This window comes from Pseudomonas sp. 1 R 17 (assembly GCF_900067035.1).
GTDB classification, from domain to species: domain Bacteria; phylum Pseudomonadota; class Gammaproteobacteria; order Pseudomonadales; family Pseudomonadaceae; genus Aquipseudomonas; species Aquipseudomonas marginalis.
Genome location: NZ_FKLB01000053.1, coordinates 293,986 through 307,780, shown reverse-complemented (window position 1 = coordinate 307,780; position 13,795 = coordinate 293,986). Strand labels below are relative to the sequence as shown.

The 13,795-nt window shown below is 58.9% G+C and carries 15 protein-coding genes and 1 tRNA gene; 13 read left to right on the top strand and 3 right to left on the bottom strand.

Translation table 11 applies throughout. The features are described from left to right. Positions 1–55: 55 nt before the first annotated feature. Positions 56–1,297: a tyrosine-type recombinase/integrase gene (locus BFP99_RS19505; protein ID WP_065947929.1), complete on the bottom strand. Its 1,242-nt coding sequence runs from the start codon at positions 1,295–1,297 to the stop codon at positions 56–58. 165 nt (positions 1,298–1,462) lie between these two features. Continuing rightward, positions 1,463–1,547 (bottom strand) — tRNA-Leu (locus BFP99_RS19500). A gap of 108 nt (positions 1,548–1,655) precedes the next feature. Between BFP99_RS19500 and queA the strand changes: the two genes are divergently transcribed. The 6 genes from queA to BFP99_RS19470 all read left to right on the top strand — a co-directional run bounded on the left by queA (position 1,656) and on the right by BFP99_RS19470 (position 7,730). Next, on the top strand, positions 1,656–2,705 hold the full coding sequence (queA, locus tag BFP99_RS19495; RefSeq protein ID WP_065924873.1) for a tRNA preQ1(34) S-adenosylmethionine ribosyltransferase-isomerase QueA: 1,050 nt from the start codon (positions 1,656–1,658) through the stop codon (positions 2,703–2,705). A 5-nt stretch (positions 2,706–2,710) separates the two neighbouring features. Further along, positions 2,711–3,826, top strand: a complete 1,116-nt coding sequence (gene tgt / locus BFP99_RS19490; protein WP_161985738.1) for a tRNA guanosine(34) transglycosylase Tgt — start codon at positions 2,711–2,713, stop codon at positions 3,824–3,826. A 43-nt stretch (positions 3,827–3,869) separates the two neighbouring features. Continuing rightward, on the top strand, positions 3,870–4,208 hold the full coding sequence (gene yajC, locus BFP99_RS19485; RefSeq protein ID WP_003175975.1) for a preprotein translocase subunit YajC: 339 nt from the start codon (positions 3,870–3,872) through the stop codon (positions 4,206–4,208). 62 nt (positions 4,209–4,270) lie between these two features. Continuing rightward, positions 4,271–6,139, top strand: coding sequence for a protein translocase subunit SecD (gene secD / locus BFP99_RS19480; RefSeq protein ID WP_027605408.1), 1,869 nt, complete (start codon positions 4,271–4,273; stop codon positions 6,137–6,139). Between the two features lie 9 nt (positions 6,140–6,148). Next, positions 6,149–7,063 (top strand): protein translocase subunit SecF, encoded by a 915-nt coding sequence (gene secF, locus BFP99_RS19475; protein ID WP_065924872.1) that lies wholly within the window; start codon positions 6,149–6,151, stop codon positions 7,061–7,063. Between the two features lie 124 nt (positions 7,064–7,187). Beyond that, on the top strand, positions 7,188–7,730 hold the full coding sequence (locus tag BFP99_RS19470; RefSeq protein ID WP_015885750.1) for a glycine zipper 2TM domain-containing protein: 543 nt from the start codon (positions 7,188–7,190) through the stop codon (positions 7,728–7,730). Between the two features lie 108 nt (positions 7,731–7,838). Here BFP99_RS19470 and suhB read toward each other — a convergent pair whose 3' ends face one another. After that, complete coding sequence (gene suhB / locus BFP99_RS19465) at positions 7,839–8,654, bottom strand: type III secretion system regulator SuhB (protein ID WP_003175971.1); 816 nt, start codon at positions 8,652–8,654, stop codon at positions 7,839–7,841. A gap of 145 nt (positions 8,655–8,799) precedes the next feature. Here suhB and trmJ point away from each other — a divergent pair, with 145 nt between their 5' ends. The 7 genes from trmJ to hscB all read left to right on the top strand — a co-directional run bounded on the left by trmJ (position 8,800) and on the right by hscB (position 13,787). Beyond that, positions 8,800–9,570, top strand: coding sequence for a tRNA (cytosine(32)/uridine(32)-2'-O)-methyltransferase TrmJ (gene trmJ / locus BFP99_RS19460; RefSeq protein WP_027605410.1), 771 nt, complete (start codon positions 8,800–8,802; stop codon positions 9,568–9,570). Positions 9,571–9,572: 2 nt separating this feature from the next. Beyond that, positions 9,573–10,355 (top strand): serine O-acetyltransferase, encoded by a 783-nt coding sequence (gene cysE, locus BFP99_RS19455; RefSeq protein ID WP_065924871.1) that lies wholly within the window; start codon positions 9,573–9,575, stop codon positions 10,353–10,355. A gap of 307 nt (positions 10,356–10,662) precedes the next feature. Next, complete coding sequence (gene iscR / locus BFP99_RS19450; RefSeq protein ID WP_003194020.1) at positions 10,663–11,154, top strand: Fe-S cluster assembly transcriptional regulator IscR; 492 nt, start codon at positions 10,663–10,665, stop codon at positions 11,152–11,154. Between the two features lie 50 nt (positions 11,155–11,204). Next, positions 11,205–12,419: an IscS subfamily cysteine desulfurase gene (locus BFP99_RS19445; RefSeq protein ID WP_017530022.1), complete on the top strand. Its 1,215-nt coding sequence runs from the start codon at positions 11,205–11,207 to the stop codon at positions 12,417–12,419. 99 nt (positions 12,420–12,518) lie between these two features. Beyond that, a complete protein-coding gene (iscU, locus tag BFP99_RS19440; protein ID WP_028617851.1) occupies positions 12,519–12,905 on the top strand; it encodes a Fe-S cluster assembly scaffold IscU in 387 nt (128 codons plus the stop codon). Between the two features lie 28 nt (positions 12,906–12,933). Next, a complete protein-coding gene (iscA, locus tag BFP99_RS19435) occupies positions 12,934–13,257 on the top strand; it encodes an iron-sulfur cluster assembly protein IscA (protein ID WP_024077295.1) in 324 nt (107 codons plus the stop codon). An 8-nt stretch (positions 13,258–13,265) separates the two neighbouring features. Beyond that, positions 13,266–13,787 carry a co-chaperone HscB gene (gene hscB / locus BFP99_RS19430; protein WP_027605413.1) on the top strand — a complete coding sequence of 174 codons (522 nt, stop codon included), beginning with the start codon at positions 13,266–13,268 and terminating at the stop codon, positions 13,785–13,787. Positions 13,788–13,795: the final 8 nt, after the last annotated feature.

The following is a 13,795-nucleotide window of genomic DNA, read 5'->3' as shown; positions in this document are numbered from 1 at the left end:
GTAACACGCGTAACACCCGTAACACCATTTTTTAAAGGGACGGGGGTTAACGACTTCACACAGCCTTCCCAAATTGACCTTGCACTACATTTCCGGCCTCTAGGGAATCAAGGTGATCGGCGTACCATTGCATCATTTTTACGCGTTGCTCAAAGTATTGGGCCTTGTTGTATACCCCCGAGATGCCTTCCTCTTTGTGAGCCAACTGCGCTTCAACATGTTCCTTCGGCCAGCCATGTTCTCGAAGTAACGTGCTCGCGGTGTGTCGAGTACCGTGTCCTACTAGACGCCCTTTGTAGCCGATGGTAGCGAAGACTTTGTTGATTGTATTTTCGCTGATGGTTGGGTTCTTTGCTCCTACGCCGGGGAAAAGCCAGCGACTCCGTCCCGTTAAACAGTGCAGATCCCTCAGTGCTGTAACGGCTTGGTGGGGAAGGGGGCATACAAAATCCCGGCGCATCTTCATCTTGGCAGCAGGTGTCGTCCAAATGGCCTTCTCAAGGTCGAACTCTTTCCATTCAGCTAAGCGGACCATGCCTGGGCGGGACGCCGTCCAGATACAAAGCCATGCGGCGGTGCGTGCCGTCAGTCTGCTCGGAGTGTTATTGAGTGCTTGGAGGAATTCAGCCAGTTCAGGCTCCAGCAAGTGTGGATGCTGCTGAGTCTTGGGTGCCTGGGCAGCAATGTCGCGAAGGCGGCTGCCCGGATCGTTTTCGGTGAGCCCTAAACCAATTGCTCGACCGAAGATTTGGTTGATCCAGGTGCGGCACTTTTCCGCCACGTTGTGAGCGTCTCTAGCTTCTAGGGATGCCTGGAGATCTGCACAGTCGGTGCGGGTGATTTCGTCGAGGGGCTTATCTCCCAATGCCGGGAGTATGTCCTTGTCGAGGTAGGTGCGGATTTTGTGAAGGGTAGAGGGTGCGAGGCCCTTTTCTTCTTTTGCCTTGAGCCAAGCTTCAGCGGCAGCTCGAAACGTTCGGGCCTTGGCCGCATCGATTGCAGCTTTAGCGGATCGTTTCTGCTCAAGAGGATCGGCGCCGCTACTCACTACTTTGCGTAGATTGGCAGCTTTGTCTCTTGCCAGCGCACCACTGACCTCTGGGTAACCCCCGAGCCCCATCCAAGCCCAATTACCCGCCGGACGTTTGTAGCGTAGCTGCCAGGATTTACCACCATCAGGTTTGACCCTGAAGTAGAGGCCGTTTCCGTCTAGCTCCCGGTATTCCTTTGACTCCGGCTCCAGCCCTGCAAGCGTTGTGTCTGCGAGAGGGCGGCGCTTGATATCTGCGCGCTTCATCCTTGTATCCCAAAGTTCGGTATTTTTCTCAGGATACAAGCAGGGATACAGGGATACAACGGATAAGGGGATACAGAGGTAGATAGCCAGATACAAAAAAACCGGCTCAAGTGGCCGGTTTCTTTGGTGCTGAGAGTCTGGTAGAGACTTTCAGATACTGCTATATGGTGCCCCGAGGGAGACTCGAACTCCCACTCCTTTCGAAAACGGATTTTGAATCCGCCGCGTCTACCAATTCCGCCATCAGGGCTCAATGGCGGCGAAGTATAGAGATGAGATTACCGTTGGTCAATCACGTTTCATGGTCTATTTTCACTATTTCCGCTAGACTTCCCGGCCCTGCTAGACGAACCCCATCATGCGCGTTGCTGACTTTACTTTTGAACTCCCGGATTCGCTGATTGCTCGCCACCCTTTGGCCGAGCGTCGCGCCAGTCGACTGCTGACCCTGGACGGGGCCAGCGGCACCCTCGCACACCGTCAATTCACTGATTTGCTTGAGCATTTGCGTCCGGGCGATCTGATGGTGTTCAACAATACCCGGGTCATCCCGGCACGGCTGTTTGGCCAGAAAGCATCCGGCGGCAAGTTGGAAATTCTGGTGGAACGGGTGTTGGACAGCCATCGTGTGCTGGCCCATGTACGCTCCAGCAAGTCGCCGAAACCGGGTTCGAGCATCCTCGTCGAGGGTGGCGGTGAAGCCGAGATGGTAGCGCGTCATGATGCGCTGTTCGAACTCCGGTTCGCCGAAGAGGTTTTGCCGTTGCTGGAGCGCGTCGGTCATATGCCATTGCCTCCTTATATCGACCGCCCCGACGAAGACTCGGACCGTGAGCGCTATCAAACGGTCTATTCCCAGCGCCTCGGTGCCGTGGCCGCGCCGACTGCCGGGCTGCATTTTGACCAACTGCTGCTGGATGCGATTGCCGCCAAGGGCGTCGAGACCGCCTATGTGACCCTGCACGTGGGGGCCGGCACGTTTCAGCCGGTGCGTGTGGATAACATCGAAGACCACCATATGCATAGCGAATGGCTGGAAGTCAGCCAGGACGTCGTGGACGCAGTTAGCGCCTGCAAGGCGCGCGGCGGGCGGGTGGTTGCGGTGGGCACCACCAGCGTGCGCTCCCTTGAGAGCGCGGCGCGTGATGGCGTGCTCAAACCGTTCAGTGGCGACACCGATATCTTTATTTACCCAGGCCGGCCGTTCCATGTGGTCGACTGCCTGGTGACCAACTTCCATTTGCCGGAATCCACGCTATTGATGCTGGTGTCGGCCTTCGCGGGTTATCCCGAAACAATGGCGGCGTACAAAGCAGCCATCGACAATGGATACCGTTTTTTCAGCTACGGTGATGCGATGTTTATCACCCGTAATCCGGCGCCGCGCGGCCCAGAGGAACAACTATGAGTCGTATGTCGTTTGAATTGCTCGCCACCGACGGCAAAGCCCGTCGCGGTCGCCTGACGTTTCCGCGCGGTACGGTAGAGACCCCGGCATTCATGCCCGTGGGCACCTACGGCACCGTTAAAGGCATGCTGCCGCGTGACATCGTCGCCACCGGCGCCGAGATCATCCTCGGCAACACCTTCCACCTGTGGCTGCGTCCAGGCACTGAAGTGATCAAGAAGCATGGCGACCTGCATGACTTCATGAAGTGGCATGGCCCGATCCTCACGGACTCGGGTGGTTTCCAGGTGTTCAGCCTGGGCGCCATGCGCAAGATCAAGGAGGAGGGCGTGACCTTCGCCTCGCCGGTGGACGGTTCCAAGGTATTCATGGGCCCGGAAGAGTCCATGCAGGTGCAACGCGACCTGGGCTCGGACATCGTGATGATTTTCGACGAGTGCACACCGTACCCGGCTGATGAGGACGTCGCGCGGATTTCCATGGAGCTGTCCCTGCGTTGGGCCCAGCGTTCGAAGAATGCCCATGGCGACAACACCGCGGCGCTGTTTGGCATTGTCCAGGGCGGCATGCATGAAAGCCTGCGCAAACGCTCGCTGGAAGGCCTCGACAAGATCGGTTTTGACGGCCTGGCCATCGGCGGTTTGTCGGTGGGCGAACCCAAGCACGAGATGATCAAGGTACTGGACTACCTGCCAGGCCTGATGCCCGCTGACAAACCTCGTTACCTTATGGGCGTTGGCAAACCCGAAGATCTCGTAGAGGGTGTGCGCCGCGGTGTGGACATGTTCGATTGCGTGATGCCAACCCGTAATGCCCGCAATGGGCATCTGTTCATCGATACAGGCGTGCTCAAGATCCGTAACGCGTTCCATCGCCATGATGATTCGCCGCTGGATCCCACCTGTGATTGCTACACCTGCCAGAACTTCTCCCGTGCTTATCTGCACCATCTGGACAAATGCGGGGAAATGCTGGGTAGCATGTTGAATACCATCCACAATTTGCGTCACTACCAAGTCCTGATGGCTGGTTTGCGCGAGGCTATTCAACAGGGTACATTGGCCGCCTTCGTCGATGCCTTCTATGCCAAGCGCGGGCTCCCTGTGCCGCCCTTGGACTGAGTTTTCCGACCCTAAGATTCACTATTTGCAACTGGAGTGCTAAATGAGCTTTTTTATCTCTAACGCCATGGCTGACGCCGCTGCGCCTGCTGCTGCCGGCCCTATGGGCGGTGGTTTCGAGTGGATTTTCCTGGTCGGCTTCCTGGTCATCTTCTACCTGATGATCTGGCGTCCACAGGCCAAGCGTGCCAAAGAGCAGAAGAACCTGCTGGGCAGCCTGCAGAAAGGCGACGAAGTCGTGACCACCGGCGGCATCGCGGGCAAGATCACCAAGGTTTCCGATGCTTTCGTGGTTCTGGAAGTGTCCGACACCGTGGAAATGAAGTTCCAGAAGGGCGCCATCGCCGCCACGCTGCCAAAAGGCACGCTCAAAGCGATCTAAGTTCCAACCTTTACCAATCGACGGGGCGCGCAAGGCGCCCCGCGTTATAAGCGGGCGGCGTGATGCTGAACAAATACCCTCTGTGGAAATACGTACTGATCCTGGCGGTGCTGGCGATCGGTTTTATTTATTCCGCTCCCAATCTTTACCCTGATGACCCGGCGATCCAGATCACTGGCGCCAGCACTTCGCTGCAGGTCAACCAGGCTGACCTGGAGCGCGCGAGCAAGGCGCTGGCCGACGCGGGTATCCAGGTTAAAGCGGCAACATTGGCAGCTGGTGCGAAGGGCGGGTTGTTGCGCCTGACCAAGCAAGAAGACCAATTGCCGGCAAAAGATGTCGTACGCAAGGCCATGGGTGACGATTACGTTGTTGCCCTGAACCTGGCACAGACCACGCCACAGTGGTTGCGCAGCATTGGCGCGCACCCGATGAAGCTGGGTCTGGACTTGTCCGGTGGTGTGCACTTCCTGCTGGAAGTCGACATGGACAAAGCCCTCGACGCACGCCTGAAGGTCTATGAAGGCGACGTGAAGAGCCTGCTGCGTAAAGAGAAGCTGCGTTATCGCAGCCTGCCGCAGCTCAACGGTGCCATCCAGCTGGGCTTCTCTGACGAGGCCTCCCGTGAACAGGCCCGTGCGCTGATCCGCAAGAACTTCAACGATTTCGACATCGTACCGGCCGACCTGAATGGTCAGGCGGTACTGCGTCTGGCGATGAGCCCGGCCAAAATCGCGGAAATCCGCGAATACTCCATCAAGCAGAACTTGACCACGGTACGTAACCGCGTCAACGAGCTGGGTGTGGCCGAGCCGATTGTTCAGCGTCAGGGCGCCAACCGCATCGTGGTTGAGCTGCCGGGCGTGCAGGACACCGCTGAAGCCAAGCGTATCCTGGGTAAAACCGCCAACCTGGAGTTCCGTCTTGCGGCTGAGCCGGGTGCTTCCCGTGCAACTTCCGAAGAGTTCGAGTTCCGTGAAGGCAACCGTCCTCCGGCGCTGATCGAGCGTGGCTTGATCATCACCGGTGACCAGGTGACCGACGCCAAGGCCGGTTTCGGCGAGCACGGTACCCCTGAAGTGAACATCCGCCTGGATGGCCACGGCGGCGAACTGATGAGCCGCGCCACGCGCAGCAACGTTGGTCGCAGCATGGCGGTGATCTTCATCGAGCAGCGCCCGGTGACCACCTACACCAAGCAAATGGTCAACGGCGTCGAGAAAGACGTACCGGTGCAGACCTTCAAGGAAGAGAAGAAGATCATCAGCCTGGCGACCATCCAGTCGCCGCTGGGTGCTCAATTCCGCATCACCGGCCTGAACGGCCAGGGCGAATCCTCGGAGCTGGCCCTGTTGCTGCGTGCCGGTGGCCTGGCTGCGCCGATGTACTTCGCTGAAGAGCGTACCATCGGCCCGAGCCTGGGTGCCGACAACATCACCAAGGGTATCGACGCGGCCTTGTGGGGCATGCTGTTCGTGTCGCTGTTCATCATCGCCATCTATCGCTTCTTCGGCATCATTGCCACCGTGGCCCTGGCGGGCAACATGGTGATGCTGCTGGCCCTGATGTCGCTGCTGGGCGCTACGCTGACCTTGCCAGGTATCGCCGGTATCGTACTCACCATGGGTATGGCGGTAGACGCCAACGTGCTGATCTTCTCGCGGATTCGTGAAGAGATCGCCGCCGGCATGACCGTACAGCGTGCAATCAACGAAGGCTTCGGCCGGGCATTTACCGCGATTCTCGACTCCAACCTGACCACATTGCTGGTTGGCGGGATTCTCTTTGCCATGGGCACCGGCCCGGTCAAAGGTTTTGCGGTAACCATGTCCCTCGGTATCTTTACCTCGATGTTCACGGCCATCATGGTGACCCGCGCAATGGTCAACCTGATCTTTGGCGGGCGTGACTTCAAGAAGTTGTGGATTTAAGGGGCTGCCATGTTACGTACAATCAACTTCATGGGCGTTCGCAACATTGCGTTCGGCGTCACCTTGCTCCTTACCGTTCTGGCGTTGTTCAGCTGGTTCCATAAGGGCCTGAACTACGGTCTGGACTTCACCGGCGGTACGCTCATCGAGCTGACCTACGAGAAGCCTGCCGACGTCACCCTGGTACGCAGTGAACTGGTCAAGGCCGGCTATCACGAAGCCATCGTGCAGAGCTTCGGTGCGACCACCGACCTGCTGGTGCGCATGCCTGGCGAAGACCCGCAACTGGGTCACCAGGTAGCCGAAGCCTTGCAGAAGGTGGGTGGTGACAACCCTGCGTCGGTCAAGCGCGTCGAGTTCGTGGGCCCGCAAGTGGGTGAAGAGCTGCGCGACCAGGGCGGCCTCGGCATGCTGATGGCGCTGGTCGGTATCATGATCTACCTGGCTTTCCGCTTTCAGTGGAAGTTCGGTGTCGGCGCCATTGTGTCGCTGATCCACGACGTGATCGTGACCGTGGGTATCCTGGCGTACTTCCAGATCACCTTCGACCTGACCGTGCTGGCGGCCGTGCTGGCGATCATTGGTTACTCCCTCAATGACACCATCGTGGTATTCGACCGGGTTCGCGAGAACTTCCGCGTACTGCGCAAGGCGTCGCTGATCGAGAACATCAACATCTCCACCACCCAGACCCTGCTGCGGACCATGGCGACGTCGATCTCCACCTTGCTGGCGATCGCGGCGCTGATGATCTTCGGTGGCGACAACCTGTGGGGCTTCTCCCTGGCGCTGTTCATCGGCGTCCTGGCAGGCACCTACTCGTCGATCTACATCGCCAACGTGGTGCTGATCTGGCTGAACCTCAACAGCGAAGACCTGATCCCTCCTGCCGCCACTGGCAAGGAGGTCGACGACCGTCCTTGAGGGGCGCTTGTTGATCTGCTGTTACAAAAAAGGCACGAGTATTGAACTCGTGCCTTTTTTTTTGCTCCAAGGCTGGGTATAGCGCGGATCTTTCGGTCCGTTTGTGATGGTCAGGAGGTTCAACGTGAACAAGTCGTTACTGGTTGGTGCGGTATTGGGTGCTGTCGGTGTAACTGCCGGGGGTGCTGTTGCCACCTACAGCCTGGTAAAAAGCGGCCCTGAGTATGCGCAAGTGCTGGCGGTGCAGCCGGTGAAAACCCAGATTAAAACACCTCGCGAAGTCTGCAAGGACGTCGCAGTGACCCGGCAGAAGCCGGTGCAGGATCAACATCAGATCGTCGGTACGGTGGTTGGTGCGCTGGCCGGTGGCCTGTTGGGTAACCAGGTCGGTGGCGGTAACGGCAAGAAGCTGGCCACTGTGGCCGGTGCGGTCGGTGGTGGTTACGCCGGTAACAAGGTTCAGGAAGGTATGCAGAACCGCGATACCTATACCACCACCCAGACTCGCTGTAACACCGTCAACGACATCAGTGACAAGGTCGTTGGCTATGACGTGCGTTACACCTTGGATGGCAAGGAAGGTTCGGTGCGCATGGATCGTGATCCGGGCGGCCAGATTCCAGTCGACAAGGAAGGGCGTCTCGTCCTGGGCCAGAACCAGCAGTAAGTCTTCTCTTGTATTTGATTTGTGGTGGTGTTGGTATTTAAGCTCACACCAAGCAAATCCCAGGCATAAAAAAAGCACCCCGCAGGGTGCTTTTTTTTGCTCGCTCGCTTAGCGCTTCAGCGAAGCCGGCAGGTGCGGCTGGATCGCCGTCAGTACTGCCTTGAAGCATTTGGTGTTGCCGGCAACGACGTGGCCTTTTTCCAGGAAGTCATGACCGCCGGTGAAGTCGCTCACCAGGCCGCCGGCCTCTTGGATCAGCAGGGCGCCTGCAGCCATGTCCCACTCGGACAGGCCCGACTCCCAGAACGCATCAAAACGACCGGCAGCCACATAGGCCAGGTCCAGGCTGGCCGCGCCAGCACGACGGATGCCGGCAGTCTGGCCAACCAGGGCGCGGAACATGCCCAGGTAGTTCTCCAGGTTGTCCATCTGGTCGTCACGGAACGGGAAGCCGGTACCCAGCAGGGCGCCGTCCAGGCTGGTGCGACCGCTGACGCGCAGGCGACGACCGTTCAGCTGGGCACCACGGCCACGGCTGGCGGTGAATTCTTCCTGGCGAACAGGATCGAGTACTACAGCGTGTTCCAGGCGGCCACGGTATTTGCAGGCAATGCTGACGGCAAAGTGCGGGATGCCGCGCAGGAAGTTGGTGGTGCCATCCAGTGGGTCGATGATCCACAGGTAGTCTTCGCCTTCGCCGCTGCCTTTGTGCAGGCCGGTTTCCTCGCCGAGGATGCCGTGGGTAGGGTAGGCCTTGCGCAGCGCGTCGATGATCTTCTGTTCAGCGGCGCGATCCACCTCGGACACATAATCCTTGGCGTCTTTTTCGTCGACCTTGATGGTATCCAGGCGCTCGATGGAGCGGAAGATCAATTCACTGGCGCTGCGGGCGGCGCGCAGCGCGATATTCAGCATGGGCTGCATGGATGTGTCACCTAAGGTTGTTAAAGAAAGCCGAGCATTCTAGCAGAAACTTTCTTCAGGTGAAGGACGACGTTAGCTTTCATGGCATAACCTTAGGCTGTTCTGTAAGATTTGCTCCCCTTTCCCGTGTCCGAGAGCGCCTACCTTGCTGCAAAACATTCGTGTCGTCTTGGTCAATACCAGTCATCCCGGCAATATCGGCGGGGTGGCGCGAGCCATGAAAAACATGGGGCTGACGCGCCTGGTGCTGGTCGAACCGCGCGTGTTCCCGCACCACGAGGCCGATGCCCGCGCATCCGGCGCCAATGACATCCTGGAAAAAGCCCAGGTGGTCGCCACTCTGGAAGACGCCTTGGTCGGCTGCAACCTGGTGCTTGGCACCAGCGCCCGTGACCGCCGCATCCCCTGGCCGCTGCTGGATCCGCGTGAGTGCGGTACCAAGGTAGTGGAAGAGGCGGCCGGCGGTGCTGAAATCGCCCTGGTATTCGGCCGTGAAGACTCCGGCCTCACCAATGAAGAGCTGCAACGATGTCATTATCACGTGCACATTCCATCAGACCCTGGGTTCAGTTCGCTGAACCTCGGGGCAGCGGTGCAGGTGTTGAGTTACGAAGTGCGCATGGCCTGGCTGGCCGCTGAAGGGCAGCCGAGCAAGGTAGAGAAGGATGAAGTGGCGTCGACCAAGAGTGGCGAACTGGCCACCATGGACGAGCTGGAGCGGTTCTATGAGCACCTGGAGCAAACCCTGGTGGCCATCGAATTCCTCGATCCGGAAAAACCTCGGCACTTGATGGCGCGCCTGCGCCGCCTGTACGGGCGCAGCTCGGTCAGTCGAGCGGAAATGAATATATTGCGTGGCATCCTCACGGAAACCCAGAAAGCGGCCCGTGGCGAGCTTCTTAAGCGGAAGGATTAAAAATGTTCGAGCGTTTGCGAGAAGATATCCAGAGTGTTTTCCATCGTGACCCGGCGGCGCGCAACGCCTTTGAGGTGCTGACCTGCTACCCGGGCATGCACGCGATCTGGATCCATCGCCTGTCCGGCGCCTTGTGGAATATGGGCTGGAAATGGTTGGCGCGGCTGGTGTCGAACTTCGGCCGCTGGTTGACCGGGATCGAGATTCACCCAGGTGCCAAGGTGGGACGTCGCTTCTTTATCGATCACGGTATGGGCATCGTCATTGGCGAGACTGCCGAGATTGGTGACGACGTGACCCTCTACCAGGGCGTGACATTGGGCGGCACCAGCTGGAACAAGGGTAAGCGCCACCCGACGCTGGAGGATGGTGTGGTGGTGGGTGCGGGCGCCAAGGTGCTTGGTCCGTTCACCGTAGGCGCTGGCGCCAAAGTCGGCTCCAACGCCGTGGTGACCAAGGCCGTGCCGGCCGGCGCCACTGTAGTGGGGATTCCGGGGCGGATCATCGTCAAGCCGGAAGTGGGCGATGAGCAGGAAGCCAAGCGCAAGGCCATGGCCGAAAAAATCGGTTTCGATGCCTACGGTGTCAGCGAAGACATGCCCGACCCTGTCGCGCGCGCCATCGGCCAGTTGCTTGACCACCTGCAAGCGGTGGACGGCAAGCTGGACGGTATGTGCGGCGCGCTGAAGGAATTGGGCAGCAGCTACTGTGCGAAAGACCTGCCTGAGCTGCGCGAAGAGGACTTCGCCGAGATCAAGAGTGAGCCCGCCACCAAAGCTGGCTGAGATCTCACATTTGCTGCTAGGCCCAGGTGGGAGGCTTGCCCCCCCCCCCCGATGGCCATCTGTCAGTCACCCAATATATTGACTGATCCACCGCTATCGGGGGGCAAGCCCCCTCCCACATGTGATCTCCATTGGTCTCGATATCGAGCCATCGCCGCGCTGCCGCTGTTCGTCCTCGCCCCGTCCTGCTATGATTCGCGCGCCCTTTTTACGGGTAATCCTGACTAAAGTACTAGGTCTTATAGTTGACTTAAATACTCGGGAATCGCATACTTGCTCCCATTCTGAAACACCTTGGTACTTGTCCATGAGACTGACTACAAAAGGCCGATACGCGGTGACCGCCATGCTTGATTTGGCCTTGCACGCGCAAACTGGGCCGGTGTCCCTGGCCGATATCTCCGAGCGCCAAGGCATTTCCCTGTCCTACCTTGAGCAGCTGTTCGCCAAGTTGCGCCGTAGCAATCTGGTCTCCAGTGTGCGTGGGCCGGGCGGCGGCTATCAGCTGTCCCGCGACATGCAGGGCATCCAGGTGGCCCAGGTGATCGACGCGGTCAACGAATCCGTCGACGCGACCAAGTGCCAGGGCCTGGGTGACTGCCACGCCGGCGACACCTGCCTGACGCACCACTTGTGGTGTGACTTGAGCCTGCAGATCCATGAGTTTTTGAGTGGTATCAGCTTGGCTGATCTTGTGACTCGCCGTGAGGTGCAAGAAGTAGCCCAGCGTCAGGACCAGCGCCGTTGCAATACCAAGGCGCCGCGTCTGGACAAGATCGAAGCGTCCGCCGTCGAGTGACAGCCGAAGAGCTAACGGCACGCCAGCCAGCCTGATTTAGGAGAAAGTCCATGAAATTGCCGATTTACCTTGATTACTCAGCGACCACCCCGGTTGATCCGCGTGTCGCGCAAAAGATGAGCGAGTGCCTGCTGGTCGACGGAAACTTCGGCAACCCGGCCTCCCGTTCCCACGTTTTCGGCTGGAAAGCCGAGGAAGCGGTCGAGAACGCTCGTCGCCAGGTTGCCGACCTGGTTGGCGCAGATCCGCGTGAAATCGTCTGGACCTCCGGTGCCACCGAGTCCGACAACCTGGCTATCAAGGGCGCGGCGCATTTCTACGCGACCAAAGGCAAGCACCTGATCACCACCAAGATTGAGCACAAGGCTGTCCTCGACACCATGCGCCAACTGGAGCGTGAAGGTTTCGAGGTCACTTACCTTGAGCCAACCACCGACGGTATCGTCACCCCGGCCATGATCGAAGCCGCGCTGCGTGAAGACACCATCCTGGTTTCCGTGATCCACGTGAATAACGAAATCGGTACCATCAACGACATCGCGGCCATCGGCGAGCTGACTCGCTCCAAAGGCATCCTGCTGCACGTCGACGCTGCTCAGTCCACCGGCAAGGTCGATATCGACCTGTCCAAGCTGAAAGTCGACCTGATGTCGTTCTCGGCCCACAAGACCTATGGCCCCAAAGGCATCGGCGCACTGTACGTGAGCCGCAAGCCACGCGTGCGCATCGAAGCCACCATGCACGGCGGCGGTCACGAGCGCGGCATGCGTTCGGGCACCCTGGCGACCCACCAGATCGTCGGCATGGGCGAAGCCTTCCGCGTAGCCAAGGAAGACATGGCTGCCGAAAACGTACGTATCAAGGCCCTGAGCGATCGCTTCTACAAGCAGGTCGAGAACCTTGAAGAGCTGTACATCAACGGCAGCATGACTGCCCGTGTACCGCACAACCTGAATTTGAGCTTCAATTATGTCGAAGGCGAGTCGCTGATCATGGCGCTCAAGGACCTGGCGGTTTCGTCCGGCTCGGCCTGTACCTCGGCTTCGCTTGAGCCTTCGTACGTACTGCGCGCCCTGGGCCGCAACGACGAACTGGCACACAGCTCGATCCGCTTTACGTTCGGCCGCTTCACCACCGAAGAGCAAGTCGACTACGCCGCGCAGAAGGTTTGCGAAGCCGTCAACAAGCTGCGCGTCCTGTCGCCGCTGTGGGACATGTACAAAGACGGTGTCGATATTTCCAAGATCGAGTGGGCGGCACACTAACTATAGAAGCCGCCACCCAAGCTCTGTAGGAACGTGGCGGTAAACGCAGGCGTTTTTACAGGGTTCCAGAGCGGCCCTGATGAGTGAGGATTCAGTACCATGGCTTACAGCGAAAAGGTCATCGACCACTACGAAAACCCGCGCAACGTCGGCAAGATGGACGCGGAAGACCCTGATGTCGGCACCGGCATGGTCGGCGCTCCGGCGTGCGGCGATGTGATGCGCCTGCAGATCAAGGTCAACGACGCTGGCGTTATCGAAGACGCCAAGTTCAAGACTTACGGTTGCGGTTCGGCCATCGCCTCCAGCTCCCTGGCGACCGAATGGATGAAAGGCAAGACCCTGGATGAGGCTGTGACTATCAGCAATACCCAGCTGGCCGAAGAACTGGCCCTGCCGCCAGTGAAAATCCACTGCTCCGTGCTCGCAGAAGACGCCATCAAGGCGGCCGTTCGCGACTACAAGCAGAAGAAAGGCTTGATCTAAGCATTTGGCGACGAGTAAGGAGTCAACGATGGCTATCAGCATGACAGAAGCGGCTGCGCGGCACGTGCGACGCTCCCTGGATGGGCGCGGTAAAGGTGAGGGGATTCGTCTGGGTGTTCGCACCACGGGCTGCTCCGGCCTTGCCTATGTGCTGGAGTTCGTCGACGAGGTGGTTGATGAGGACCAGGTGTTCGAAAGTCACGGCGAGAAAGTGATCATCGACCCTAAAAGCCTGACTTACCTGGACGGCACCGAACTCGATTTCGTCAAGGAAGGGTTGAACGAAGGCTTCAAGTTCAACAACCCCAACGTACGCGGTGAATGTGGCTGCGGCGAAAGCTTCAACATCTGAGGCTATTCGTGGGTACTCCTTGTCATTTCGCTTTATTCGAGCTGCAGCCGAGTTTTCGGCTGGACCTCGAGCAGCTTGCCACGCGCTACCGAGAATTGGCGCGTGGGGTGCATCCGGACCGCTTCGCTGACGCTTCCGAGCGTGAGCAGCGCTTGGCGCTGGAGCAATCGGCCAGCCTCAACGAAGCCTATCAGACGCTCAAAAGCCCACCGAAGCGCGCGCGTTACCTGCTCGCGATGAACGGTGGCGAGTTGCCCCTGGAAGTGACCGTGCACGACCCGGACTTCCTGATGCAGCAGATGCAGTGGCGTGAAGAGCTCGAAGACCTGCAGGACGAAGCCGATGTGGCGGGTGTCGCGGTCTTCAAGCGTCGTCTGAAAGTTGCCCAGGATGAGCTCAACGAAAGCTTCGCAGCCTGTTGGGACGATGCAGCGCAACGTGAACAGGCCGAGCGCCTGATGCGGCGCATGCAGTTCCTCGACAAGCTCACCTACGAAGTGCGCCAGCTGGAAGAGCGCCTCGACGATTAACCCAGTGT

Bases quoted from the DNA above. Each gene is read 5' to 3' on its own strand.
- secF (WP_065924872.1), top strand. From the start codon at position 6,149: ATGTTACGTACAATCAACTTCATGGGCGTTCGCAACATTGCGTTCGGC.
- iscR (WP_003194020.1), top strand. From the start codon at position 10,663: ATGAGACTGACTACAAAAGGCCGATACGCGGTGACCGCCATGCTTGAT.
- iscA (WP_024077295.1), top strand. From the start codon at position 12,934: ATGGCTATCAGCATGACAGAAGCGGCTGCGCGGCACGTGCGACGCTCC.
- suhB (WP_003175971.1), bottom strand. From the start codon at position 8,654: ATGCAGCCCATGCTGAATATCGCGCTGCGCGCCGCCCGCAGCGCCAGT.
- yajC (WP_003175975.1), top strand. From the start codon at position 3,870: ATGAGCTTTTTTATCTCTAACGCCATGGCTGACGCCGCTGCGCCTGCT.
- BFP99_RS19505 (WP_065947929.1), bottom strand. From the start codon at position 1,297: ATGAAGCGCGCAGATATCAAGCGCCGCCCTCTCGCAGACACAACGCTT.
- BFP99_RS19445 (WP_017530022.1), top strand. From the start codon at position 11,205: ATGAAATTGCCGATTTACCTTGATTACTCAGCGACCACCCCGGTTGAT.
- cysE (WP_065924871.1), top strand. From the start codon at position 9,573: ATGTTCGAGCGTTTGCGAGAAGATATCCAGAGTGTTTTCCATCGTGAC.
- secD (WP_027605408.1), top strand. From the start codon at position 4,271: ATGCTGAACAAATACCCTCTGTGGAAATACGTACTGATCCTGGCGGTG.
- iscU (WP_028617851.1), top strand. From the start codon at position 12,519: ATGGCTTACAGCGAAAAGGTCATCGACCACTACGAAAACCCGCGCAAC.
- tgt (WP_161985738.1), top strand. From the start codon at position 2,711: ATGTCGTTTGAATTGCTCGCCACCGACGGCAAAGCCCGTCGCGGTCGC.
- queA (WP_065924873.1), top strand. From the start codon at position 1,656: ATGCGCGTTGCTGACTTTACTTTTGAACTCCCGGATTCGCTGATTGCT.